This is a genomic window from Variovorax sp. dw_954 (genome assembly GCF_018449755.1).
Lineage (GTDB): Bacteria > Pseudomonadota > Gammaproteobacteria > Burkholderiales > Burkholderiaceae_C > Variovorax.
Window position 1 is genome coordinate 101,920 of the sequence record NZ_JAAVVD010000010.1, and the last position, 25,127, is coordinate 127,046.

17 protein-coding genes are annotated in these 25,127 nt (G+C 66.7%); 1 reads left to right on the top strand and 16 read right to left on the bottom strand.

Features of this window, described 5'->3' with window-relative positions; translation table 11 throughout:
- Positions 1–199: 199 nt before the first annotated feature.
- The 3 genes from HB681_RS17225 to HB681_RS17235 form a co-directional block, all read right to left on the bottom strand.
- Positions 200–5,923, bottom strand: a complete 5,724-nt coding sequence (locus HB681_RS17225) for an SdrD B-like domain-containing protein (RefSeq protein WP_213956077.1) — start codon at positions 5,921–5,923, stop codon at positions 200–202.
- Positions 5,924–6,335: 412 nt separating this feature from the next.
- On the bottom strand, positions 6,336–7,292 hold the full coding sequence (gene gshB, locus HB681_RS17230; RefSeq protein WP_213956078.1) for a glutathione synthase: 957 nt from the start codon (positions 7,290–7,292) through the stop codon (positions 6,336–6,338).
- Complete coding sequence (locus HB681_RS17235) at positions 7,289–8,497, bottom strand: benzoate/H(+) symporter BenE family transporter (RefSeq protein WP_213956079.1); 1,209 nt, start codon at positions 8,495–8,497, stop codon at positions 7,289–7,291. Before HB681_RS17235 ends, gshB begins: the two co-directional genes overlap by 4 nt.
- A 304-nt stretch (positions 8,498–8,801) precedes the next feature.
- On the opposite strand from HB681_RS17235, the gene HB681_RS17240 reads away from it, so the two are divergent.
- A complete protein-coding gene (locus HB681_RS17240) occupies positions 8,802–9,740 on the top strand; it encodes a polysaccharide deacetylase family protein (RefSeq protein WP_213956080.1) in 939 nt (312 codons plus the stop codon).
- A gap of 91 nt (positions 9,741–9,831) precedes the next feature.
- Here HB681_RS17240 and HB681_RS17245 read toward each other — a convergent pair whose 3' ends face one another.
- The 13 genes from HB681_RS17245 to lptE form a co-directional block, all read right to left on the bottom strand.
- Positions 9,832–10,560 (bottom strand): SDR family oxidoreductase, encoded by a 729-nt coding sequence (locus tag HB681_RS17245; RefSeq protein WP_213956081.1) that lies wholly within the window; start codon positions 10,558–10,560, stop codon positions 9,832–9,834.
- 153 nt (positions 10,561–10,713) lie between these two features.
- Positions 10,714–12,582, bottom strand: coding sequence for a KUP/HAK/KT family potassium transporter (locus HB681_RS17250; RefSeq protein WP_213956082.1), 1,869 nt, complete (start codon positions 12,580–12,582; stop codon positions 10,714–10,716).
- A gap of 181 nt (positions 12,583–12,763) precedes the next feature.
- Positions 12,764–14,050 carry a glutamate--cysteine ligase gene (gene gshA, locus HB681_RS17255; protein WP_213956083.1) on the bottom strand — a complete coding sequence of 429 codons (1,287 nt, stop codon included), beginning with the start codon at positions 14,048–14,050 and terminating at the stop codon, positions 12,764–12,766.
- Positions 14,051–14,147: 97 nt separating this feature from the next.
- Positions 14,148–15,614, bottom strand: a complete 1,467-nt coding sequence (locus HB681_RS17260) for a potassium transporter TrkG (protein WP_213956084.1) — start codon at positions 15,612–15,614, stop codon at positions 14,148–14,150.
- A 4-nt stretch (positions 15,615–15,618) separates the two neighbouring features.
- Positions 15,619–17,079 (bottom strand): Trk system potassium transporter TrkA, encoded by a 1,461-nt coding sequence (gene trkA / locus HB681_RS17265; RefSeq protein ID WP_213956085.1) that lies wholly within the window; start codon positions 17,077–17,079, stop codon positions 15,619–15,621.
- Positions 17,080–17,123: 44 nt separating this feature from the next.
- Entirely contained in the window at positions 17,124–18,401 is a 1,278-nt protein-coding gene (locus HB681_RS17270) for a glutamate-5-semialdehyde dehydrogenase (RefSeq protein WP_213956086.1), read from the bottom strand.
- A complete protein-coding gene (gene holA, locus HB681_RS17275) occupies positions 18,398–19,471 on the bottom strand; it encodes a DNA polymerase III subunit delta (RefSeq protein ID WP_213956087.1) in 1,074 nt (357 codons plus the stop codon). The genes HB681_RS17270 and holA overlap by 4 nt, the downstream gene beginning before the upstream one ends.
- A gap of 76 nt (positions 19,472–19,547) precedes the next feature.
- Positions 19,548–20,462, bottom strand: a complete 915-nt coding sequence (locus HB681_RS17280; protein ID WP_213956088.1) for an arginase — start codon at positions 20,460–20,462, stop codon at positions 19,548–19,550.
- 1 nt (position 20,463) lies between these two features.
- The gene (locus tag HB681_RS17285) at positions 20,464–21,516 is read right to left on the bottom strand and encodes an ornithine cyclodeaminase (protein ID WP_213956089.1); all 1,053 of its coding nucleotides are present in this window, start codon (positions 21,514–21,516) and stop codon (positions 20,464–20,466) included.
- A gap of 192 nt (positions 21,517–21,708) precedes the next feature.
- Positions 21,709–22,581, bottom strand: coding sequence for a universal stress protein (locus tag HB681_RS17290; RefSeq protein WP_213956090.1), 873 nt, complete (start codon positions 22,579–22,581; stop codon positions 21,709–21,711).
- Positions 22,578–24,044, bottom strand: coding sequence for an amino acid permease (locus tag HB681_RS17295; protein ID WP_213956091.1), 1,467 nt, complete (start codon positions 24,042–24,044; stop codon positions 22,578–22,580). The genes HB681_RS17290 and HB681_RS17295 overlap by 4 nt, the downstream gene beginning before the upstream one ends.
- Positions 24,045–24,168: 124 nt before the next feature.
- On the bottom strand, positions 24,169–24,639 hold the full coding sequence (locus HB681_RS17300; protein WP_213956092.1) for an Lrp/AsnC family transcriptional regulator: 471 nt from the start codon (positions 24,637–24,639) through the stop codon (positions 24,169–24,171).
- Positions 24,639–25,124: an LPS assembly lipoprotein LptE gene (lptE, locus tag HB681_RS17305; RefSeq protein ID WP_213956093.1), complete on the bottom strand. Its 486-nt coding sequence runs from the start codon at positions 25,122–25,124 to the stop codon at positions 24,639–24,641. Before lptE ends, HB681_RS17300 begins: the two co-directional genes overlap by 1 nt.
- Positions 25,125–25,127: the final 3 nt, after the last annotated feature.

A 25,127-nucleotide genomic window follows, 5' to 3' on the forward strand; every position in this document is an offset into this window, starting at 1 on the left:
CCCAGCGATGGACCCCGGCAAGACGGGCCACTGCTGGACAAGGCTTCACTCCCTTTCAGACTGCCCGAATCATCGCGTCCGGGCCGTCAGGTGGCTATGCGAAACGTCTGCGGCCGATGCGGAATCGGCCTGCGAGCACGTAAGAAAAAAAACGGTGACCGGGCCACCAGGGCCCGGTCACCGTTCGTTCAGCGTTCGATCAGGCCGCGGCGGCGTGCGACTGTCCGCTGTTCATGGCTGCCACCAGCTTGCGCAGCACATCCGCCGCATCGCTGACATCCATCGTTGCATCCGCATCGTTGGATGCGACCGCGGTGGTCGGCGCGACCGTGCCCAGCACGCCATCGAGCGAGTCGTGGCCCAGCAGATCCGAAAGCGTCGGCGCCGCACCGTTCGAACCGGCAAAGAACACGTCTTCGGTCATCAGCGTGCTGCCATCGGTGCGCGTTGCCGTGGACTCGATGTGCAGCTTGCCCTGTGCGTCGTAGGTCAACGACAGTTCGGTGCCGACGGCTTCGATGCCGTGCTGCGCCAGCGTCTGGATCTCACCCGACTGCACCACCGCGTCGCCGTTGTCGACCCACAGCTCGATGCCCTTGAGTTCGCGACCCGCGAGCTTGCCGTCGTGGTTGATGTCCAACGCTGCCAGCTTGTAGTAGCCGTTGCCGTAGGCACCGCCCTGATCACCGAACAAGCGTGCGCCGTTCATGTCGTGCGCGGCGTTGCCATCGCGGTTGTCGATCAGGATGCCGTCGCCGGAACCGTTGAACCACTCGGTGGTTTCCTTGGTGCCGTCGCCGTTCATGTCGAACTGCACCGTGTGGCCCAGTGCGGCATGCGCGTCCTTGTCGTATGACGACGTTGCGCCGGTGACACCGATCTTGCCGTCGCCGTTGAGGTCCAATGCGATGGGCGTGCTGATGACGGTCATGCCGGTATTCGACAGGATGGAGCCGTCGTAGCAGTACGGGTTGGCGACGGTGCCCGTGTCCTGCATCTGCCACGTCAGGTTGTAGACCTGGAAGGCACTCCGGAAATCAAGGTCCAGTTTGCCGGCATTGATATCGTCCACGGAGATCGTGTAGGTCTGGCCTTGGCTGAAGTCCAGCACCTGGCCGTTGTAGACGATGTCGGCATAGGCCGCCGTCGCCCCCTTCAAACCAGAGACCACCACCGCCTTCAGCGTGTCGGCGTCGTTGGCAACACCGGTGTTGTACGTCCCGAACTGCTGCAACTGGTCGGCTGTGTCGCTGTAGGTGCCAAAGTCCGCCAACGTGTAGCCGTGGACCCAATGCGTCACGCCTCCCGCTACGTAAATGTTTTCCCAACCGCCGGGATGGTACCCGGCACCGCCGTTGGCGACGAGTGCGTCGGAGATGGGATTGATCGTCACGTCCACCGTCTGCATCGACCGGTTGCCCGCCGCGTCTTCCACTGTGTAGACCAGCTTGTCGTTGCCGTAGTAGTTGGTCATGGTCTTGTAGGTGACCGTGCCGTCCGCAGTGAACGAGATCGCCCCTGCCTTGCTCTGGAACGTACTGTCGAGGGCGGTGGTCTCATGGGCCACGCCGATCAGTTTCAAGCCAGGATTGTCGTTGGCCAGCACGTTGAAGGTTACCGAGCGGTCCTCGCAAACCTTCACGACATCCGCCTTGGTGCCGAGCGTCGCCAGAAGGCCAGCATCCAGCGTGAAGTTCTGTTCGCCAGCCGCCAGCGTGACGACCTGGGTCGCGCCGCCGAGGTCGGCATCCGAATCCGAAGCATCGCTGCCGATATCGGACTTGGTGAACATATAGCCGTCGGGACGCTGGAATTCGACCTGGTAGGGCATGCCGGGCGTGAGAGCGTAGAAGTGGTAGCCACCGTTGGCGTCCGTCACCACTGTGGCGGTGGTGTCATCGGCCGTGCCCAGCACCTTGTCGGCGCCACCGCCATGCAAGATCACCTGCACGCCGGCTGCGCCAGCTTCGCCGGCATCCTGCTGGCCGTTGGCGTTGGTGTCGTACCAGACGCGATCCCCGAGCGCAGCCGACTTCACGATGCCGGCATCGACGTCGGTGCGATCCTGGCCCGCTGCCAGCGTGATCTTGTCGGTGAGGCCCGTTGCCTGGTTGGCGTCGCTGTCGGCCGTGTCGTAGGCGTTGTTGCCGTAGTTGGCCGTGGTGAACGCGGCGCCCGGTTCCAAGCCGCTGAACCGTACCTGGTAGTCGCCCGCCGTGAGGCCGGTGAACAGGTAGTTGCCGTTGGCATCGGTGGTCTTGGTCTGCACCACCAGGTCATCGAAGGTGCCGAACACACCGTCGAATCCCGCGGTCTTGAGTTCCACCTTGATGCCGGCCACCCCGGTGGTCTCGTCCTGGTAGCCGTTGTTGTTGGTGTCGACCCATACCTTGTCGCCGATGCTGCCCAGGCGTCCGGTGATACCGATGTCCAGCGTCAGGTTGTCTTCGCCCTTGCCGAGCTTGACCACGTCGGTGTAGCCGCCCACGCGGTCCGCATCGAGCTTGGTCAGGTCGGAGTCGGTGGCATCGTTGCCGCCAGCGTTGGCGAGGGTGACTTCTTCGGTCGCGGCGTTGAGGCCGTAGCCGTTGTAGGTCTTGACGGCGTAGTTGCCCGCAGCCAGGTCGGTGAACTTGTAGTTGCCGTTGGCATCGGTGTACTTGTCGGCCACATACACATCGTCGGCGGTCCCGGCCACGCCGTCTGCCCCGACGTTGTACAGGCGAACCAGCACATTGGCCTTGCCTGCCTCGCCCGCGTCCTGCACGCCGTTGCGGTTGGCGTCGAACCAGACGCGGTCGCCCAGGCTGGAGAGCTTGTCGCGCACGCCCGCGTCCACGTCGGTGCGGTCCTGGCCCGCGCCCAGCGTGATCTTGTCGGTGCGGCCCGTGACCTGGTCGGCATCGCTGTCGGCCGTGTCGTAGCCATTGCCGCCGTAGTCCTTGGTGGTGAACTCGGTGCCCGGCTGGATGCCGCTGAACTTCACCTGGTAGTCGCCAGCGCTGAGGCCGGTGAACAGGTAGTTGCCGTTGGCATCGGTGGTCTTGGTCTGCACGACCTGGTCGTCGAAGGTGCCGAACACGCCGTCGGTGCCGGCCGTCTTGAGTTGCACGGTGACACCGGCCACGCCGGTGGTCTCGTCCTGGTACCCGTTGCGGTTGGTGTCGACCCACACCTTGTCGCCGATGCTGCCCAGGCGCGCGGTGATGCCGATGTCCAGCGTCAGGTTGTCTTCGCCCTTGCCGAGCTTGACCACGTCGGTGTAGCCGCCCACGCGGTCCGCATCGAGCTTGGTCAGGTCGGAGTCGGTGGCGTCGTTGCCGCCGGCGTTGGGGACGGTGGCTTCTTCGGTCGCCGCATTGAGGCCGTAGCCGTTGTAGGTCTTGACGGCATAGTTGCCCGCAGCCAGGTCGGTGAACTTGTAGTTGCCGTTGGCGTCGGTGTACTTGTCGGCCACTTGCACGTCGTCGCCGGTACCGGCCACGCCGTCCGCGCCGACGTTGAACAGGCGCACCAGCACATTGGCCTTGCCTGCCTCGCCCGCGTCCTGCACGCCGTTGCGGTTGGTGTCGAACCAGACGCGGTCGCCCAGGCTGGAGAGCTTGTCGCGCACGCCTGCGTCCACGTCGGTGCGGTCCTGGCCCGCACCCAGCGTGATCTTGCCGGTGCTGCCCGTGACCTGGTCGGCATCGCTGTCGGCCGTGTCGTAGCCATTGCCGCCGTAGTCCTTGGTGGTGAACTCGGTGCCCGGCTGGATGCCGCTGAACTGCACCTGGTAGTCGCCCGCCGTCAGGCCGGTGAACAGGTAGTTGCCGGTGGCATCGGTGGTCTTGGTCTGCACCACCTGGTCGTCAGCGGTGCCGAACACGCCGTCGGTGCCGGCCGTCTTGAGTTGCACGGTGACGCCAGCCACGCCTGTGGTCTCGTCCTGATAGCCGTTGCGGTTGGTGTCGACCCACACCTTGTCGCCGATGCTGCCCAGGCGCGCGGTGATGCCGATGTCCAGCGTCAGGTTGTCTTCGCCCTTGCCGAGCTTGACCACGTCGGTGTAGCCGCCCACGCGGTCCGCATCGAGCTTGGTCAGGTCGGAGTCGGTGGCATCGTTGCCGCCGGCATTGGCGATGGTGACTTCCTCGGTCGCGGCGTTGAGTCCGTAGCCGTTGTAGGTCTTGACGGCATAGTTTCCCGCAGCCAGGTCGGTGAACTTGTAGTTGCCGTTGGCGTCGGTGTACTTGTCGGCCAATTGCACATCGTCGCCGGTACCGGCCACGCCGTCCGCGCCGACGTTGAACAGACGCACCAGCACGTTGGCCTTGCCTGCCTCGCCGGCGTCCTGCACGCCGTTGCGATTGGTGGCGGTCTTGTAGAAACCTGCATCGACGGTGTTGTTGGTTTCACCGACACCCAGCGTGTAGCAGCCGGTGAAGCCGCCTGCGCCTGCGTCGGAATCCGCTGCATCGTTCACGCCGACGTTGGACGTGCTCAGCACCGAGCCATCGAAGCTCGTGAACTGGACGATGTACATGCCCGCAGGCAGGTTGTTGAAGTGGTAGTTGCCGTTGGCGTCGGTGACGGTGCTGCCGACCTGGGCCGAGGGCACGCCATCCTGGCAGACGAACAGGTTGACGATCACGCCGGCCTTGCCGGTCTCGCCCGTGTCCTGGACGCCGTTGCCGTTGGTGTCGTTCCAGACGCGGTCGCCGAGGCTGGCCGTGTTGGGTTGCTTGAAGCCGGCATCGACGGTGGTGTTGGTTTCGCCCGAGGTGAGCGTGTAGCAGCCGGTGAAACCGTTGCTGCCGGCATCGGAGTCGAGCGCGTCGTTGCCGACATTGGCCGTGCTCAGCACCGTGCCGTCCGTGGCGATGAACTTGACCATGTAGTCGCCGGGCTTCAGGCCGCTGAAGCTGTAGTTGCCGTTGGCATCGGTGGTTTGCGTGGACACCAGGGTGCCGGGCTGGTCGTTGACGCCGCAGGTGTAGAGCTCCACCCTGACGCCGGACTTGCCGGTCTCACCCGTGTCCTGGATGCCGTTGCCGTTGGTGTCGTTCCAGACCTTGTCGCCGATGGTGGCGTACTTGTAGAAGCCGGAGTCGACGGTGGCGTTGTACTCGCCGGGGGCAAGGAAGATGACGTTCGACAGCTTGCCGTCGCTGTTGGTGCCGGACGTGGCGCTGCCGTCGGACTGGCGCGGGCTGGCCGCGTCGTAGCCTGCCGGGTCGGTGAACCGGACCTGGTAGCTCAGGCCCGGCGTGAGGCCCTTGAAGCTGTAGTTGCCGTTGGCGTCGGTGGAGGTGGTCGCGAGGATTTCGCTGGCGCCGCTGATGATGCCGTCGCCGTTGGCGTCGCGCACCAGCTGGACGGTGGCGCCGGCGATGCCGGCCTCGCCTGCGTCCTGGACGCCGTCCGCATCGGCGTCATGCCAGACGCGATCGCCGAGCTTGGCGGCCTTGGTCTCGACGATGAGATTCTGGTCGTGGCGTTGCTCCGCAGTCACGGGATCGATCACCACGGCCATCACGTCCCCGACATCAGGGACGAAGTCGTTGTGGCTCAACGCGAGCTGCGTCAGCCCGCTGGTGTCGCCGAAGTCTTCAGCCACGAGGTGCCAGATGCTGTTCTGGACATCCATGGCCGTATAGCCGGAGGTGCCGCTGCGGTAATAGTTGAGCAGCCAGTTGATGGCGCCGCTCGCAGTGAAGTTGTTGTCGGCTGCCACCTCGAAGGCCGGATAGCCATAACCGGAGTAGCTGTACCCGTTGTTGTAGTCGAGGCTGACGAACGGCTGGATGCACCAACCGTCGAGGACCGTGCCGGTCGGGCCCAGCGGCGAGACGGCGTTGAAGAGCACATCGTAGTAGCTGTCATTGCCGGGCTCCGCCGGCTTGACGACCACGATCGGAGTGGAGAAATAGGGGGTGGCCATATGAGCGGTCCTTGGCTAAAAATAATTACCCCGCTCACCCGGCGGTCGACACGAAGGCGCGACTGCACAGGAAACCGGGAACAGCAAAAGGAAGGGAGAGGCCTGCGACCGCCGGACCGAATTCAGCGGCACGTCGAACTGGAATCCCCAGGCCACGCGCGCATCTCAGCCAACTTGGTTGCGTCCGCCGGTCGCACGCTTAGGTGCTCCGCCGGTGTTGTTCATGCATCCCCCTACCAATCGAGCCCATCTACCGAAATAAATGGACCCGGCTCGGATACTAAACACAAAGTGCTATTTAGCCGACCGCCGATTGCACTAGTACGCTCGGAGACGGGAACCTTTACACGAATCGAACGGCTGCAATGTCGACGCTTTGTCACCGACAACGAGCGTCGGCTTGGCAGGTCTTTTAGCGAGGTGCACTGTCCACGCTTGCTTCCAACGCGTCGACGAAACGCCTGGGCACGTCGAAGCCGGTCTGGTCCGTGATTTCCTGGAAGCAGGTCGGGCTGGTGACGTTGATCTCGGTCACGTAGTCGCCGATCACGTCGAGTCCGATCAGCAGCAGGCCGCGTGGCGCGAGCGCACGCCCCACGGCCTCGGCGATCTTGCGGTTGCTGTCGCTCAACGGCTGCGCCACGCCCTTGCCGCCGGCCGCCAGGTTGCCGCGCACCTCGGTGCCTTGCGGGATGCGCGCCAGCACGAAGGGCACCGGCTCGCCGGCGATGATGAGGATGCGCTTGTCGCCCAGCGAGATCTCGGGCACGAAGCGCTGGACCATGATCGTCTCGGCGCCATCCTTGTTGAGCGTCTCGGTGATCGAGCCAAGGTTCAATGCATCCTCGCGCACCCGAAAGATGCCCATGCCACCCATGCCGTCGAGCGGCTTCAGGATGATGTCCTTGTGCTCGGCATGGAAGGCGCGCACGGCGGCCGGGTCGCGCGTGACCAGCGTGGGGCTGGTGAACTGCTGGAACTCCATTACCGCGAGCTTCTCGGGATGGTCGCGCAAGGCTGCCGGCTTGTTGAAGACCTTCGCGCCTTCGCGCTCGGCCTGGCCGAGCAGGTGCGTGGCGTAGATGTACTCGGCGTCGAAGGGCGGGTCCTTGCGCATGAGGATCGCGTCGAAGGTGTGCAGCGGCGTGACGCGCGCCGGCGTCTCGGTGAACCACCGGTCGGCATGGCCGGTGAGCGTGATGTCGCGCACCGTGGCCGTCACGGGCTGGCCGGTCTGCCAGCCGAGATCGGTCGGCTCGCAGGCCGACACGCTGTGGCCGCGGCGCTGCGCCTCTCGCATCATCGAGAAGGTGGTGTCCTTGTAGATCTTGAATTGTTCGAGCGGATCGGCAACGAAGAGGATGTTCATCGGGAGGCCTTTTCGGCGTTCGAGGGAGAGGATTCGGGCGCGGCGCGGCCCAGGTGCTGGATGCCCAGCGCGATGGCGCCCGCCACCACGCCCCAGAAGGCGGAGCCGATGCCCCCGAGCGTGACGCCCGAGAGCGTGACCAGGAAGGTGATGAGCGCTGCCTCGCGATGCGATTCGTCGCGCACCGCAGCGGCCAGTCCGCCACCAATCGTGCCGAGCAACGCGAAGCCGGCAATGGCCGCGACCAGTTCTTTCGGGAATGCGGTGAGCAAGCCGGTGACGGCGGCACCGAACAGGCCGATGACGACATAGATCGCGCCGCAACTGACGGCCGCGGTGTAGCGCCGCGCCGGGTCGTCGTGCGCCTCGCGGCCCATGCAGATGGCCGCGGTGATGGCGCTGAGGTTGAGCGCGAAGCCGCCGAAGGGCGCGAGCACCAGCGTTGCCACGCCGCTGATGGTGATGAGCTTGCTGATCGGCATGTCGTAGCCGGCCGCACGGATCGCGGCGACGCCGGGCAGGTTCTGCGAAGCCATCGTCACCACGAACAGCGGCAGCGCCAGGCTCACCGCTGCCTGCAGCGTGAACACCGGCATCGTGAACACCGGCATGGCCAGCTTGAAGTGCACGCCGCTCCAGGCGAGCTGGCCGCGCGACGCGACGAAGACGATCGCCACCAGCAGCGTGAGGGGCACCGCATACCGCGGCATGAAGCGCTTGGCCAGCAGGTAGGCGGCCAGCATCAGCAGCACCAATGGCAGTGCGGTCTGCGCGGCGATGAACGCCTGCAGGCCGAACCGGGCGAGCACGCCTGCAAGCAGCGCGGAGGCGATCGCCATCGGGATCTTGTTCATCACGCGCTCGAACCAGCCGGTGGCGCCCGCGATGGTGATGAGCACCGCGCAGACGATGAAGGCGCCGACCGCCTCGTTCATCGAATAACCCGCACCGGCCACGGCGAGCACCGCTGCACCCGGCGTGCTCCACGCGATCATCACGGGCATGCGCAACCACAGCGAAGGCAATGCCGAGGCCAAGCCCATGCCGAGACCCAATGCCCACATCCACGAACTGATGACTTCAGGCGTGGCGCCGAAGGCCAGCGCGGCCTGGAACACGATGGCCACCGAACTCGTGAAACCCACGAGCACGGCGACGAAGCCCGCGGTGAATGCCGAAAGGCTGAGGTCCTTGAAAAAACGCATCGGGCGATTGTGCCGGCTGGGCGGCGACGTCGCCCGACGAGGGGCTCAATGCCAGTCGGCAGCGGCGACCGGGTCCAGGCTGAAGCAGTTGGCCAGCAACAATGGTCATTGCAGGCTACGCGGCCGCCGGGCTCTTCGTCGTTGGCGGAAAGCCGCAGTCGGCGGACACGCAGTCGCTCGCCATTGCTGTGCCAGCATCGACACGATTCACGCATCCTGTCGACAATCCGGCGCAGATCGTGTGAGCAACCGGTACAGGACTTGCTCGCGATCCCGCCATGGAAATGCACTCCCGGAGACCTTGATGGACAGCCCTTCCGCCACTCTGCGCTGGCCCGACCTGCTCCCCGCGCACGATCGCTTCGACTACCGGCCGATCACGCGTCGACCCGACTACGCGTGGCCGAACGGTGCGCGGCTGGCCGTGTACATCGGCTTCAACATCGAGCACTTCGCGTTCGGCGACGGCCTGGGCGCCAGCATCGGACCAGTCTCGCCGCACCCCGACGTGCTGAACCACGGCTGGCGCGAGTACGGCAACCGGGTCGGTGCGTGGCGCTGCCTCGATCTGTTCGATTCGCTGTCACTGCCGACCGGCACGCTGATCAACACCGCGCTCTACGACCATTGCCCGGAACTGGTGCAGGCCTTCGCGGCGCGCGGCGACGAGTTGATCGGCCACGGCCACAGCAATGCCGAGTGGCAAGGGACGCTCGGCGAAGAAGCCGAGCGCGCCTTGCTGCTGCGCTGCCGCGAACGCATTGCGCGCGAAAGCGGGCAGGACTCGGCGGGCTGGCTGTCCCCGTGGATCTCGGAGAGCGCGATCACGCCCGACCTGCTGGCCGAAACCGGCTATCGCTACACGCTCAACTGGTGCCATGACGACCAGCCGATGCGCATGCGCACGCGCGGAGGCGGCTCGATCTGGTCGGTGCCCTATCCGCAGGAACTCAACGACATCCCGATGATCGTGGCGCGCCAGATGGACATGAGGGACTTCGGCGCGATGGTGGTGGACAACTTCGAGGAGATGCGGCAGCAGTCGCGCCGCCAACCGCTCGTGATGGGCCTGGCGCTGCATCCGTACATCGTCGGCCAGCCCTACCGCCTGCGCCACCTGCGTCCGGTACTGGAATGCCTAGCCGGTGCGCGGGACCGCGGCGAGATCTGGTTCACCACGCCGGGCGCCATTGCCAGCCACATGGACACGCTCGCGGCCGAACGGCCTGGCGACTTCGCATGAGCACATCCTGGCGCTGCGGCTGAACCGCGGTCATTGCGGCCATCGCGGCCAGGCCTTCGCCCGGGCGCACACGCGCGATCTTCGCGACTCCCTACAAGTCGAAGTTGGTCGGCATCATGACCACGTCGCGGATCGTCATGCCGCGCGGCCGCGTCAGCATGAACTTCACCACCTCCGCCACTTCGCTCGCCTCCAGCAGGCTGCCGGACTCCCTCGCCTCCTGCAGCTTCTCCGGCGGCCAGTCGGCCAGCAGCGCACTGATGACCGGGCCCGGTGAAATCGAGCCGACCCGGATGCCGTGCCTGAACACCTGGCGGCGCACCGTCTGCACGAAGCAGTTGATCGCCCACTTCGAGGACGCATAGACGGGCTCCCATGGCGTCGGGAAGTGCGCCGCCAGCGAACTCGTGACGATGATGTCGCCGGTCTTGCGCGCGATCATGTGCGGCAGCACGTCGTGCACGTTCTTCATCACGACGTTGACGTTGAGATTCAGCATCCGGTCGATCGCGTCGGTGTCGGCGTCGACCAGGTCGCCACCGACGTAGCTGCCGGCGTTGGCATGCAGGATGTCGAGCTGGCCGGCTTTCTCCAGCACCCGCGGCAACAGCGTCGCGCAGTCCCTGGCGTCGAGCAGGTTGATGACCAGCGGGATCACCGCATCTCCGTGCTTGCGGCAGTGGGCCTGCAACGCTGCCTCGTCGCGGTCCACCATCACCACGCGTGCGCCTGCGGCCACCATCGCCTCGGTGCTCGCCAGGCCGATACCCGACGCCGCGCCGGTGACGGCCGCGACCTTGCCTTCCAGTTCTCTTGCCATGCCGTGTCTCCAGTGCTGTCGTCTCGATGGCAACGATAGACGCCGTCGACGCTCGCAGGGATATCGCAAGGGTTTCGCGCCGATACTTTCTCGCGCCTGCGCCCGAGGGACTTCCCTGATCAAGCACGCTGTGGCGCGCGCCTGGGCCGACAGCTAGATTTCGATCTTGGAGCCCAGCTCCACCACCGCGTTGTTCGGCAACCCCAGGAAGTCCGCAGCCCCGCTCGCGTTGTGGTGCATCTGCGCGAACAGCTTCTCGCGCCACGGCGCCATGCCGCTGCCGATCGTCGGGATGACGACGTCGCGCGAGAGGAAGTAGCTGGTCGTCATCGGCTCCAGCTGGCAGCCGCGCATGCGCGCGTTCTCCAATGCGCGCGGCAGGTCGATGTCGTTCTTGAAGCCGTAGTGCACCGTGATCTGCCAGCAGTGATGGCCGAGCGCCTCGATCTCGATGCGCTTGTCCATCGGCACCCAGGGCACCTCGTGGTTGCGCACGGTGACGAACATGTTCTGGTCGTGCAGCACCTTGTTGTGCTTGAGGTTGTGCAGCAGCGCGTTCGGCACCACGCCGGGCTCCGCGGTCAGGAACACGGCCGTGCCTTCGACGCGCGTGGGCGGACTCACGAACACCGAATCCAGGAAGCTCTGCAGGTCGATGGAATCGGCACGCTGCACCTCGCCCATGAGCCGGCGGCCTTCCTTCCAGGTGATCATCAGGGTGAACACCGCGCCGCCGATCATCAGCGGGAACCAGCCGCCCTTGTGCAGCTTGAGCAGGTTCGACGCGAAGAACATGAAGTCGACGACGAAGAACCAGGCGGTCGACGCGATGCACAGCGCCAGCGGCAGCTTCCACGCGTAGCGGATCACGAAGAAGGTCAGCACCGTGGTGATCAGCATGTCGGTGGTCACGGCAATGCCGTAGGCCGCGGCCAGGTTGTCCGACGAGCGGAACATGACCACCGCCAGCACGATGGCCACGAACAGTCCCCAGTTGACGACCGGGATGTAGATCTGCCCGGCGGTCCGCACGCTGGTGTGCTCGATGTTGAGGCGCGGCAGGTAGCCGAGCTGTATCACCTGGCGCGTGACGCTGAAGGCGCCCGTGATCAGGGCCTGCGACGCGATCACCGTGGCGGCCGTGGCCAGGATCACCAATGGGATCAGCGCCCACTCCGGCGCCATGTTGAAGAACGGATTCTTCACCGCCTCGGGGTGCCCCAGCAGCAGTGCGCCCTGGCCGAAGTAGTTGAGCGTGAGCGCCGGCATGACCACCGAGAACCACGCGATGCGGATCGGTCCCTTGCCGAAGTGGCCCAGGTCGGCGTAGAGCGCTTCCGCCCCGGTCACGCACAACACCGTCGCGCCGAGGATGATGAAGCTGGTGAGCGGGTTGTCCCACATAAACTTGAGCGCGTAGTACGGGCTCAGCGCCTTGAGGATCTCCGGGTGGGTGAGGATCTGGTTCACGCCCAGCACCGCGATGACCGCGAACCAGGTCAGGGTGACCGGCCCGAAGAACTTGCCGATGCCGGCCGTGCCGCTCTTCTGCACGAAGAACAGGCAGAACAGCACTACCAGCGTGACCGGGATCACGAATTCGGTGAAGTGCGGCGACACCACTTCCAGGCCCTCGACGGCCGACAGCACCGAGATGGCCGGCGTGATGACGCCGTCGCCGTAGAAAAGCGAGGTGCCGAAGATGCCCACCAACAGCAGCACCTGGCGCAGCTTGGGCTTGTCGTGCACCGCGCGCGAGGCCAGCGCCAGCATGGCGACCAGGCCGCCCTCGCCCTCGTTGTCGGCGCGCAGCACCAGCACGACGTACTTGAGGGAAACGATGACCGTCAGGGTCCAGAAGAACATCGACAGGATGCCGTAGACGTTGTCGACGGTGAATTCCACGTGGCCATGCGCGAACACTTCCTTCATCGCATAGAGCACGCTCGTGCCGATGTCGCCGTAGACGACGCCGATGGCCGCGATGATCAGCGCGGCGGATGAGGATTTGGGGGCTGACACGAGGGTCGCTGGAAGGGCGGTCGGCGAAAGAAGTTGCCGGGCGCCGCGGGCCGCCTGCGCTGCCTCGCTCACCCTCCCGCCCTCTTTTGTCCGTTTGCTGTGGGGTGGCTATTTTGACTGCGCGGCAAGCCGCCGCAAGTGGGCCTGTGGCCCGCTCGCGTCAATCAAGGGGTGCCGGCGCTCACTCGTAGACCTCGGCGTCCGGATTGGTCGCCTCGAGTTCGTAGCTGGCCGCCACCATGGCCAGCCGGGCCACCACGCCGTACATGTAGAAGCGGTTCGGCGCGCTGGCGCCGGGTTTGGCGCCGGGCTGAGGTAAGTGCGCACTCTCCGAAAAAGCCAATGGCACGAAGCTCGCGCCCGGGGAGACCAGGCTTTCATCGGGGCTGCGGCCGGCATGCACGCGGTAAAAGCCGCCGACCACGTAGCGGTCCATCATGTAGACCACCGGCTCGGCCACGCCATCGTGCACGCGCTCGTTGGTCAGCACGCCTTCCTGCACGATCAACGGCTCGAACTCGGCGGTCGGGCTCATCATGCTGCGCGTCTTGGGGTCGAGCGAATCCAGGTCCTTCACGTCGCGCACCGTCAGCACGCCGACGCCGGCGGCGCCGTTGTCGGGCTTGATGATGGCGAAGGGCTTCTCGTTGATGCCGTATTCCTTGTACTTGCGGCGCACCTTGGTCAGCACCGTGTCGACATGGCTGGCCAGCACGTCCATGCCGGTCTTCGAGCCGAAGTTGACGCCTTCGGCGCGCGCATACATCGGGTTGATGAGCCACGGGTCGATGCCCAGCAGCTTACCGAAGCGCTTGGACAACTCCTCGTAGCTGTGGAAATGGTTGCTCATGCGCCGCGACGGCCAGGCCGCATGCAGCGGCGGCAGCAGGTACTGCTCGTGCAGGTCTTCCAGGATGCCCGGGATGCCGGCCGACAGGTCGTTGTTCAGCAGGATGGTGCAGGGGTCGAAGTTCTTCAGGCCCAGGCGGCGCTTGGTGCGCACCACGGGCTCCAGGCAGACCGTCTCGCCGTTCGGCAGCGCGATCTTCTTGGGCGACTTGATGGCCGGGTCGATGGAGCCGACCCGCACATTGAGCCCGGCCATCTGGAAGATGTGCACCAGCTGGGCGACGTTGGCCAGGTAGAAGGTGTTGCGCGAGTGGTTTTCGGGGATGACCAGCAGGTTGCGCGCTTCCGGGCAGATCTTCTCGATCGCGGCCTGTGCGGCCTGCACCGCCAGCGGAAGCATTTCCCGGGTCAGGTTGTTCCAGCCGCGCGGGAACATGTTGGTGTCCACCGGCGCAAGCTTGAAGCCGGCGTTGCGCACGTCGACCGAGGTGTAGAACGGCGGCGTGTGCTCCATCCATTCCAGCCGGAACCAGCGCTCGATGGCCGGCATGGAGTCGAGCACGCGCTGCTCGAGCTCGTTGATGGGGCCGGTCAGGGCGGTGACGAGGTGGGGGACCATGGACGGGGGACCTTCGGAAAACCGGAGTGCGATTGTAGGGAATTGGGGCTGACCCCCGGCTTTTGCAACCGCGCGATGGCGGCGACTTGGCGGCTTGCTACTTGCGCCAGAAGGAAGGCGTCAGCAGCGCCAGGAAACTCAGCAGCTCCAGCCGTCCCAGCACCATCGCGAAGGTGCAGATCCACACCTGGAAGTTCGTCAGCACGCCGAAATGCGACGACGGCCCGATGTCCCCGAGCCCCGGCCCTGTGCAGTTGACGCTGGCGAGCACGGCGCTGAAGGCGGTGATGGGGTCGAGGTCGGTCAGCACCATCAGCATGCTCAGCGAAATGATGGTCACGCCATAGACGAGCATGAAGGCCAGCACCGAGAAGATCACCCGGTTGTCGATCACCGTGTTCCCCAGCGTCACCGGCTGCACGGCGCGCGGATGCACCAGCCGCGTCATCTCGCGCAGTGCCTGCTTCACCAGGATCAGCACGCGCACCATCTTGATGCCGCAGCCGGCCGAACCGGCGCTGGTGGCCAGCCCCGAGAGCAGCAGCATGAGCATGGGCGCGAAGGCCGGCCATTTCAGGTAGTCGACGGTGGCGTAGCCGGTCGTGCTGCCCACCGAGATAGTGTGGAAGATGCCGTAGCGCAACGCGTCGAGCGGGCCGTAGACGCCCTTGATCCACAGCACGGCCGAAACCACCAGGCCGCCGCCAACCAACGCGATGAGCGTCGCGCGCATCTCGGGATCGCGCCAGAAGCCGCGCAGGCTGCGCTTGCGCACGGCGATGAAATACAGCGCGAAGTTGCAACTCGCGGCCAGCATGAACAGGACGGCGATCGCTTCCAGCCAAGGCGAATTGAAGTGCGCAAAGCTCGCGTCATGCGAGGACAACCCGCCCAGGCTCACCGTGCTGAACATGTGCATGAGCGCGTCCATCGGCGTCATGCCGGCGGCCCAGTAGGCCAGTCCGCAGACCACGGAGAAGGTCGAGTAGATGCCCCACAGCCCCTTGGCGGTTTCCTTCACGCGCGGCGTGAGCTTGCTGTCCTTGATCGGCCCGGCGATCTCGGCCTTGAAGAGCTGGCTGCCGCCCACGCCCAGCAGCGGCAGGACCGCCACCGCCAGCACCAGGATGCCCATGCCGCCGAGCCACTGCAGGAAGGTGCGCCAGAAGTTGATCGACAGCGGCAGATCGTCGAGCTTGGTCAGCACCGTGGCGCCGGTCGTGGTCAGCCCCGACACGGCCTCGAAGTAGGCGTGCGTGAAATTGACAGGGCGGCCGATCTGCTGGAGCGCCCACATCAGCGGCACGCTGGCGAAGACGGGCAGCAGCACCCAGGTCAGCGACACCAGGAAGATGCCGTGGCGCGGCTGCAGCTCGCGCTTGAACTTGCGCAAGCCGCCCCACAGGAGGAAGCCGACGACGAACGTCACCCCGGCCGAAGTGCACCAGACGTGCAGCAGGCCGTCCTTCTGCACCCAGGACACCACGCCGGGCAGCAGCATGCCCAGCGAGAAGAAGCCCAGCAGCGCACCCAGCACGCGCAGGACAGGAAAGAAGTCGCTCATGACTTCAGAAGAAAGTCGCGCCCACGCGGAACAGCTTCTCCACGTCCCGGATCTGCCGCTTGCGCGGGATGAAGATGACGATGTGGTCGTTGCTCTCGATGACGGTGTTGCCGTGCGGGATGATCACCTGTGGCGGCAGCGGCGGCTCCTTGGCGGGCGGCGCGCCCTCGCCGATCTCGGGCAGGCCGCGCATGATGAGCCCGACCTGCGCGCCTTTGGGCAGCTTGAGGTCGTCGATGCTGCGCCCGACCACGCGCGAGGTCCTGCGGTCGCCGCGCGCCACGATCTCCATCGCCTCGGCCACGCCCCGCCGCAGGCTGTGCACCGCCTGCACGTCGCCCTGCCGCACATAGGCCAGCAACTCGCCCAGCATGGTCTGCGAGGGCGACAAGGCGATGTCGATCTGCGTGCCGTGCATCAGTTCGGCATAGGTGCGGCGGTTGACCAGCGCCAGCACGCGCGTCGCGCCCATGCGCTTGGCCAGCAGGCTGGCCATGATGTTGTCCTCGTCGTCGCTGGTGAGCGACATGAAGAGGTCGATCGTCTCGATGCCTTCTTCCTCCAGCATGTCCTCGTCGGTGCCGTCGCCGTGCAGGACCAGCACGCCGGGCAGTTCGGAGGCCAGCTGCACGCAGCGGTCGTGGTCGCGTTCGAGCACCTTGAGCTGGTAGTCGCGTCCCGTGGCCAGCAGCTGCTTGGCCAGCCGCAGCCCGACCCGGCCACCGCCGGCGATCATGATGCGCTCCACCTCCCGCTTGGCCGACTGGTCGTAGCGGTGCAGTGCCCCGAGCACGGCCGGCAGGTGCTCGCGCGCCGACAGCACGAACACCTCGTCGCCCGGCTCGATGCGCGTGATGCCCTCGCACGTGATGAACACGTCGGGCTTGTCTTCCAAGCGGCGGTAGATCGCGACGATGCGCATGTCGGCATTCGGCACGCACTCGCTCAGTTCCGCGATGCTGTGCATCACCAGCGGCGCGCCGGCCACGGCCCGCACCGACACCAGGCAAGCCAGCCCACCGGCAAACTCGCGCACCTGCAAGGCCTCCGGATACTCCACCAGCTTGCCGATGTAGCGGGTGAGCGATTCCTCGGGGCAGATGATGCGGTCGACCGCGAAGCCTTCCTTGCCGGTGAGCGGGCTGTCGTCCGTGTAGGCGCTGGAACGCACGCGCGCGATCCGCGTGGGAATGCCGAAGACCTGGTAGGCCACCTTGCAGGCCACGAGGTTGGTTTCGTCGAGCGCGGCGCAGGCAATCAGCATGTCGGCGTCGCGCGCGCCGGCCTCGGCCAGCACCTCGGGCTCGATGCCGCTGCCGACCACGCCGCGCAGTTCGAAGCGGTCTTCCAGCTCGCGCAGGCGCCGGGCGTCCGTGTCGATGACGGTGATGTCATTGCGCTCGGACACGAGCGTGCCCGCGACGCTCTCGCCGATCCGGCCTGCGCCGAGGATGATGATTTTCAAGTGGTGCTCCCCCGGGGCGCTTTATACGCCTGAAGGAGCCCGCATCAACCGCGAACTTCGCCTTGCCCGAGGACCACGTACTTGAGCGAGGTCAGCCCCTCGATGCCGACCGGGCCGCGCGCATGGAACTTGTCGGTGCTGATGCCGATTTCCGCGCCGAGGCCGAATTCGAAGCCGTCTGCGAAGCGGGTGCTCGTATTGACCATCACGCTGGCCGAATCCACCTCGCGCAGGAAGCGTTGGGCATGGACGTGGTCGCGCGTGACGATGGCGTCGGTGTGGTGGCTCGAATAGCGGTTGATGTGGGCGATGGCCTCGTCCACGTCCTTCACCACCTTGATGCTGATCACGGCGGCGAGGTATTCCTCGGACCAGTCGGATTCGACCGCGTCGACCGCCGCCAGGCCCGCGCCGCGCACGATGGCGCCAGCGGCCGGGTCGCAGCGCATCTCCACGCCCTTGGCGGCGAACACCCCGCTGATCAGCGGCAGGAACTTCGGCGCCACGGATTCCGTGACCAACAGGCCCTCGGCGGCATTGCAGGGGCTGTACTTCTGCGTCTTGGCGTTGTCGACGATCTTCAGCGCCATGTCGATTTCGGCCGTGTCATCGACGAAGACGTGGCAGTTGCCGTCCAGGTGCTTGATGACCGGCACCTTGGCCTCGCGGCTGATGCGCTCGATCAGGCCCTTGCCGCCGCGCGGGATGATCACGTCGACGTATTCGGGCATGGCGATGAGGCGGCCGACGGCTTCGCGGTCGGTGGTCTGCACCAGTTGCACCGCATCGACCGGCAGGCCGACCTCGGCCAGCGATTCGGAGACCAGCAGCGCCAGCGCCTTGTTCGATTCGATCGCCTCCGAGCCGCCGCGCAGGATGGCCGCGTTGCCGCTCTTGATCGCCAGGCTGGCGGCCTCGATGGTCACGTTGGGGCGGCTCTCGAAGATCATGCCGAACACGCCGAGCGGTACGCGCATCTGGCCGACGCGGATGCCGCTGGGCATCTGCTTCATGCCGATGATCTCGCCGATCACGTCGGGCATGGCGGCGAGCTGTTCGCAGCCCTCGGCCACGGTGGCGAGCACCTTGGGGGTGAGCTTGAGGCGGTCGACCATCGGCGCCGACAGGCCGGCGGCGACGGCGCGGTCGATGTCGCGGGCGTTGGCTTCGGCCAGTTCCGGCCCGGCTTCGCGCAGGCGGCGTGCGAGCGCCCTGAGCGCCTTGTTCTTGATGGCGGCATCCGCACGCGCGATCTGTGCGGCGGCGGCCTTGGCTTGCAGGCCGAGCGCCTGCATGTGTTCGTTGACGTTGAACGCGTTCATGCCGGGATTTTCCCACCGCTTGCGCCCGCGCAGGCGCGGCAGGTCATTTGCGCCAGCCGGTGCAGCGCCTGCCAGCCATTGGCGGGCCAGTCGGGCTGCTTGAGGCCCTTGACGATGCCGTCGACCACGTGGGCAGAACGCAAGAGCTGGTTCAGCCGGCGCTCGTCGATGCGCGGCAGCACGCGCTCGAAAGCGCGCTCCTTGTTGCCCCAGATGCGGTTCTCGCGCAGGGCCATCGGCAGTGGGCGGCCCGCGGCCATCGCGTCCTTCACTCGCTTGAGCGCGCGGATGTCCTCTGCCAGCGTGTAGTGCACCAGCACCTCGGCCTCGCCCTCGGCCTGCAGGCCGTCGAGCATGCGGGCCACGCGCTGCGAATTGCCCGCCAGCACCGCCTCGCCGAGCTTGAACACGTCATAGCGCGCCACGTTGTGCACGGCGCTCTCGACCTGTTCCCAGCCCAGTTCGCCGGGCGGATGCAGCAGCGCGAGCTTCTGGATTTCCTGGTGGGCGGCCAGCAGGTTGCCTTCGACGCGGTCGGCGAAGAACTGCAGGGTGCGCTGGCCCTCCTCGCCGGCCTTCACCCGCTGGCCCTGCAGCCCCAGCCGCTGGGCGATCCACTGCGGCAGGGCGGCACGCTCGATCGGGTCGATCTGCAGCGTCACGCCGTTCGATTCGAGCGCGCCGAACCAGGCGCCGGTGCGCGTGGCCTTGTCGAGCCGGGGCAGCACCACCAGCGTGAGCGTGCTGTCGTTGCCGATGGCCGACTGGCCGAGCTGTTGCAGCGCCACGCTGCCGTCCTTGCCGGGCTTGCCGGAGGGAATGCGGATCTCGACGATCTGCTTGTCGGCGAACAGGCTCAGCGAGCCGCCGGCCGCGAGCACGGCGCTCCAGTCGAAATGGGCGCCGGCCACGGTGTACGAACTGCGCTCGGTGTAGCCCTGGGTGCGCGCGGCCGTGCGGATCGCGTCGGCCGCTTCCTGCGCGAGCAGGGGCTCGTCGCCATGCAGGGTGTAGAGGGGGCGCAGCCCATCCTTGAGGTGCGCCGCGAGCCGGCCCAGGGGGAGTTCCATGGGGCCGGAGTTTAGGAGACTCTGGTCCGGACCGCGGAGGACCGGGCCGCAGCCTCCGTTGGCAGGCTGTTGATGCTCAGGCGGCCAGCGCTTGCTCCTGCAACTCGGCCCGCGCGAAAGCCGACAGCAGCGCGAACGCGGACGCCGCCGTGCGCCCGCCGATGTCGCGCCAAGGGTTGTACTCGGTCAGCTCCATGGCCACGCAGGCCGGGTCGGCGGCATGGCCGTGGAGGGCCTGCAGTGCGTCGACCAGCGCGATGCCCGCCTCGACCGGCGTGCCGGTGCCGGGTGCATCGGCGGGGTCGAGCGCGTCGAGGTCGAAGCTCAGGCCCCAGGCCGCGGTGTGCCGGCGCACCAGCGCGAGCCCCTCCGCAAGGCAGGCGCCGAAGCCGCGGCGATCGACTTCCGGCATGTACATCACGCGCACGCCCAGCGATTCCAGCAAGGCGCGCTCGCCCGCCTCGTAGCTGCGCGCCCCGATGATGACCAGGTTGCCCGGCTTGACCTTGCCCTTCCAGCCGTAGAGCGAGGTGAGTCCCGGCGTGCCATGGCCAAGCAGCGCGGCCACCGGCATGCCGTGCGGCGCCAGGCTGTCGGATGATTCGGGCGTGTGCGCGTCGAGGTGCGCGTCGATCCAGATGAGCCCGATGTCGCCTTTCTCGCGCCACGCGTCGGCGACGGCGCTCCAGGTGCCGACCGCACACGAATGGTCGCCGCCGACGACCACCGGCATCGCGCCCTGCTGCAATTGCCGGCGCACGGCGCAGGCCAGCCTGACGCTGAACTCCTCGACCGAGTCCAGCCGCGCCTGGGGTTGATCTTCCGGGCGCGCTTGCACCATGTCGACCCATCGCGCATCGCGATGCGGCCCGGCCAGGTGCTGCGCGAGACCGCGCTCACGCAGCGCCTGCGCGCCCAGCTTGCAGCCGCTGTCGCTGGCGCCCTCGCCGACCTCGGCGCCGATCAGGGCCAGGGGTTTGTACTTCAGCATTTCAAGCCGCCTTTCGCACGGTGTCGGCGCCTTGCAGGGAGTAGCCGAACAGGTCCTTTGGATCGTCCATGGTCGGCACCAGGTCAATCTCGCGGCCCACGTCGTGCGCGAGGGCCAGTCGATGCACGTAGCGCAGGGCGGACAGGTCTTCGAGCGCGAAGCCGACCGAATCGAACAGCGTGACCTGCTCTGCGTTGTCCCGCCCGGCGACCCGGCCGGCCAGCACTTCCCACAGCGCGGTGACGGCGAAATCGGCCGGCATCTGCTGCAGCTCGCCCTCGACGCGGGTCTGCGGCTCGTACTCGACGAACACCTTGGCGCGATTGAGGATCTCCGCCTCCAGCTCGGTCTTGCCCGGGCAGTCGCCGCCGACCGCGTTCAGGTGCATGCCGGGCTCCAGCAGGTCGGCCGTGAGGATGGTCGCGTAGGCCTTGTCGGCTGTCACGGTCGTCACGATGTCCGCGCCCTGCACCGCATCGCGCACGCTGGTGGCGCGGCGCACCTGCAGCGCACCGCTGCGAATCTGCGGCGCGAGGTTGGCGAGCAGCTTGCTGGTGGCCCGCGGATCGACGTCGTACACGCGCAGTTCGCGGATGCCGAGCCGGTCCATGAAGGCCAGCGCCTGAAACTCCGATTGCGCGCCGTTGCCGATCAGCGCCATCGAGCGCGAACCGGGCCGGGCCAGCGCGGCGGCGGCCATGACGGACGTGGCCGCGGTGCGCAGCGCGGTGGTCATGGTCAGCTCGCTCAGCAGCATCGGGTAGCCGGTGGCCACGTCGGCCAGCACGCCGAAGGCCATCACGGTGGACATCTGCACGCGCGGGTTGCCGGGATGGCCGTTGACGTACTTGAAGGCGTAGAGCTGCTGGTCCGACACCGGCATCAGCTCGATGACGCCGCCCTTCGAATGGTTGGCGGTGCGGGCGCTCTTCTGGAAGTCTTCCCAGCGCAGGAAGTCCTCGCGGATGCAGGCTTCCATCTCCCGGCTCATGCGCTGCGCACCGAGTTGCCGGATCAGGTGCCGCATGTCGTGGATGTCGACGTAGCGTGTCATTTGTCTTCCTTGAAGGCCACCGCGGCCGATAAGGAAGTCTAGGTTCGCAGCCCTCTCTGCAAAGGACGTTGTACGTCGTGCCGAGGCCTTTTCAGGCAGTCTTGAGGCTCAATCACTTCCGATTCGGAAGTCCCGCCTTCCACGCAGGTCCCGCCATGAGACAGCTTCGGCGAACCCCACGGGGAGCAAGTGTCAGGTCCTTGGCACGATGATCACCGGCACGCGCGACGCGCGAACCATCTTGGCGGCGTTCGAACCCAGGAACACGCGCTGCAGCGCGCCGAGCCGGCTGGAGCCGAGCAGCATCAGCTCGCCCTCCAGCCAATCGACGGCCGCGAGCGCTTCTTCCCAGTTCGCACCGACGCCGATCGCCGTTTCCACCGGATAGCCCGTCACCGCGATCTGCGCCCGTGCCGCATCGAGCGCGGCTTGCGCCTGCGCCGTCCACCGTTCGAGGATGGCGAACTCGAGCTCCGGCCCGAAGCGCGACGGAAAGGCCAGCCGGTCGCGCACCGCGAAGCTGGCGATGCGCAGCGGAACCTTCAGTGCGCCGGCCAGGCCCAGCGCATGCAGCACCGTGCTGCTGGCGCCTTCGGTGCCGGAGAAGCCGACCGTCACGCGGGTCGGCGGCGCGGTCGACGCAAAGCCTTGCGGCGCCACGGCCACCGGTCGCGACGACATGTGCAGCAATTCATCTGTCACGTCGCCCAGCAGCAGGCGCCCGACCGCGTTGCCGCTCGCCGAGCCGAGCACGATGAGGTCGGCGGCCTCGCGCTCGGCCGCCTGCGTGAGGCCGACCGTCGCGGACTTGGCGGCGATGCGCTCGTAGCGCACGTTCGGCGCATCGCGCAGGATGGCGCGGGCGCTGTCGAGCAACGCGGTCGCATGCTCGTCGACGAAGCGGTTGTAGTCCTGGTCGACGCCAAGGGACGAAGGGCCCCAGCTCTCGGGCGTCACCACGCACACCACGAGCGTGGCGCCGCCGTGCGCGGCGATCGACCGGGCCACGGCCAGGGCGTCCTGGCCGCCCGTGTCCTGGGTGTAGCCGACGATGACGGTCTTCACGCCTGCTCCCTTCGTGTCGCCGCGCGCGCCAGGTTCGAATGCCGCATGCCGTAGCCGAAGTACGCCACCAGCGACACCGCGATCCAGCTGAAGAACACGACGTAGGTCGCGTGCGACAGGTCCTTCAGGATGTAGCAGCAGGCCGCGATGCTCAACCCGGGGATCAGGTAGGGCCCCAACGGCAGGCGGAAGCCCTGCACCGTCGATGCGGCCTTGAGCCGCGCGCGCACCACCGGCACGCTCGCCGACACCGCCATGAACGCAACCAGCGTGCCCATGCTGACCATGTCCCAGAGGTAGCTGGAGTCCACCGTCCCGGCCACGATCGCCACGCCGATGCAGACGTAGACGATGTTGTTGACCGGGGCGAGGGTGCGCGGGTTGACCTGCTGGAAGGTCCTGGGGATCAGCCCGTCGCGCGCGATCGCGAACAGGATCCGGGTCTGGCCGTAGATGGCGACCAGCGTCACGCTGAACACCGAGATGACGGCGCCGGCGGACAGCACGACAGAAGGCCAGCCGTGGCCGGTGACCTTCTGCAGGATCACCGCGAGGCCGGCTTCCTGGTGGGCGAACTCCGATGCCGGTTGCGCACCCAGCGCCGCCATCGCCACGATCACGTAGCCGGTCATCACGATGATCAGCGCCAGCACGATGCCCAGCGGCACGTTGCGCTTGGGATTGCGCACCTCGGCGCCGGCGGTCGAGATCGCGTCCAGGCCGATGAACGAGAAGAACACCGTGCCCGCCGCGGCGGTCACGCCCTTCATGCCCGCCTCGTTGAAGAAGGGCGTGAAGTTGTCGGCCTTGAAGGCGGTCAGGGCGACTACCGAGAAGAAGATCAGCACGGCCAGCTTGAGCATCACCATGATCGCGTTGGCGGTGGCCGATTCCCTGGCGCCGCGCAGCAGCAGCAGGCCGCAGAGCCCGACCAGGATCACCGGCGGCAGGTTGAACTGGTCGGTATGGATCTCGAGCCCCTGCTCACCCAGCACCAGCATCGGGCTGCGCAGGGCCTCCGGGATCGGCACGCCGACCAGGTTGACCAGGAAATTGTTGAGGTAGCCCGACCAGCCGATCGCCGTGGCGCTGGCCGACAGCGCGTACTCCAGCATCAGGCAGGCGGCGACGATGTAGGCGGCGAACTCGCCCAGCCCCACGTAGGCATAGGAATACGAGGAGCCCGAGGCGGGAATGGACGCGGCCAGTTCCGCATAGCAGAGCGCCGTCAGCCCGGCCGTGAAGCCGGCCAGCAGGAAGGCCAGCAGCACGGCCGGCCCCGCCTTGGGCACGGCCTCGGCCATGACGAAGAAGATACCGGTGCCGATGGTGGCGCCGACGCCCAGCATCGTGAGTGAGAACAGCCCGAAGGAGGGCGCGAGGCCGGCGCCGCCGTGCGCGCCCTGCTCACCCGCATCGCCATCGATCCCCTTGGTCCGGAGCAAGTTCTGGATCAAACCCATGATGTGTCTCCCAATCGTTTTTCTGGTGTCGTCTGCAATGTGAAAGGCCCCGAATGCAGGGGCCGATGGTACGAAAGCGCGGGGCGCATGCCGACCCGCACGCGCGATGCGTTCCAGCCGGGGATCACTGCACGACCGGGAAGCCGGTGAATTCCTTGACCGTCTGCAGTTCGGTGCTGGTCACGATCCGGTCGATGCCCAGGCCGACTTCATCCAGCCACGCATTGGTGAGGTTGCGGTAGTGCGTGAGGTCGCGGCAGCCCAGGCGCAGCAGGTAGTCGTAGCGGCCGCTGACCAGCCAGCAGCCCACCACCTCCCGGCAGGCGCCGATGTGCCGTTCGAAACGCTGCACCGTGGCCTGGCGCTGGTCCTTCAGCGTGACTTCGGCGAACACGGCGACGTGCTCCCCGAGCGCCGCCCGGTTGATCTGCGCGCGGTAGCCTTCGATGATGCCTTCCGCCTCCAGCCGGCGCACCCGGTTCAGCGTGGCGCGGGCCGACAGGTGTACCGCCTCCGAGAGCGCCTGCATGCTCTGCCGGCCGTCGGCCTGGAGCAATTCGATCAGGAGCCGGTCGACGCGGTCGAAAGACGCCATCAGAGTGTCTTCACGGCTCCGAGTTGCCGCACGATCTGCTGCGCGATGTCGTTCTGCATGTCGCGGTAGAGCAGGTTCTGCTCGGTTTCTTTCGCGAGCGCATTGGTTTCGTTGTACGTGATGTCGCGCGATTGCCGGATCTCGCCGGCGCTGATCAGTTCCTTGCCGGCCGGCGTGCGCAGGCGGAAACGCACTGTCAGACGCAGCGTCAGTTCGCGCACCTGGCCGGCCGAGGTGGTGGACAGCACCAGCGACTCGCGCGGTTCGGCCAGGATGTCGAAGATCACGTCGGCCGTCTTCGCGTCGGCCTCGGGCACGACGACGACATTGCCGGCGGCCTGCAGGTTGCGCCGCAAGCGGATCGCCACCCACGAGGTGCCCATGACCGCGATGGTCTTGAACGCGAAGTTGGGCGCCTTGCGCAATTCGAAACCGCAGCCCGCCAGCGCGAAGGTGGCGCCCAGCAAGAGGCTGCGGCGGTTCATGCC

Bases quoted from the DNA above. Each gene is read 5' to 3' on its own strand.
- HB681_RS17245 (WP_213956081.1), bottom strand. From the start codon at position 10,560: ATGGCAAGAGAACTGGAAGGCAAGGTCGCGGCCGTCACCGGCGCGGCG.
- gshB (WP_213956078.1), bottom strand. From the start codon at position 7,292: ATGAACATCCTCTTCGTTGCCGATCCGCTCGAACAATTCAAGATCTAC.
- HB681_RS17280 (WP_213956088.1), bottom strand. From the start codon at position 20,462: ATGCTGAAGTACAAACCCCTGGCCCTGATCGGCGCCGAGGTCGGCGAG.
- HB681_RS17285 (WP_213956089.1), bottom strand. From the start codon at position 21,516: ATGACACGCTACGTCGACATCCACGACATGCGGCACCTGATCCGGCAA.
- HB681_RS17225 (WP_213956077.1), bottom strand. From the start codon at position 5,923: ATGGCCACCCCCTATTTCTCCACTCCGATCGTGGTCGTCAAGCCGGCG.
- HB681_RS17295 (WP_213956091.1), bottom strand. From the start codon at position 24,044: ATGGGTTTGATCCAGAACTTGCTCCGGACCAAGGGGATCGATGGCGAT.
- HB681_RS17240 (WP_213956080.1), top strand. From the start codon at position 8,802: ATGGACAGCCCTTCCGCCACTCTGCGCTGGCCCGACCTGCTCCCCGCG.
- HB681_RS17270 (WP_213956086.1), bottom strand. From the start codon at position 18,401: ATGAACGCGTTCAACGTCAACGAACACATGCAGGCGCTCGGCCTGCAA.
- HB681_RS17235 (WP_213956079.1), bottom strand. From the start codon at position 8,497: ATGCGTTTTTTCAAGGACCTCAGCCTTTCGGCATTCACCGCGGGCTTC.
- HB681_RS17300 (WP_213956092.1), bottom strand. From the start codon at position 24,639: ATGGCGTCTTTCGACCGCGTCGACCGGCTCCTGATCGAATTGCTCCAG.
- HB681_RS17260 (WP_213956084.1), bottom strand. From the start codon at position 15,614: ATGAGCGACTTCTTTCCTGTCCTGCGCGTGCTGGGTGCGCTGCTGGGC.
- gshA (WP_213956083.1), bottom strand. From the start codon at position 14,050: ATGGTCCCCCACCTCGTCACCGCCCTGACCGGCCCCATCAACGAGCTC.
- lptE (WP_213956093.1), bottom strand. From the start codon at position 25,124: ATGAACCGCCGCAGCCTCTTGCTGGGCGCCACCTTCGCGCTGGCGGGC.
- holA (WP_213956087.1), bottom strand. From the start codon at position 19,471: ATGGAACTCCCCCTGGGCCGGCTCGCGGCGCACCTCAAGGATGGGCTG.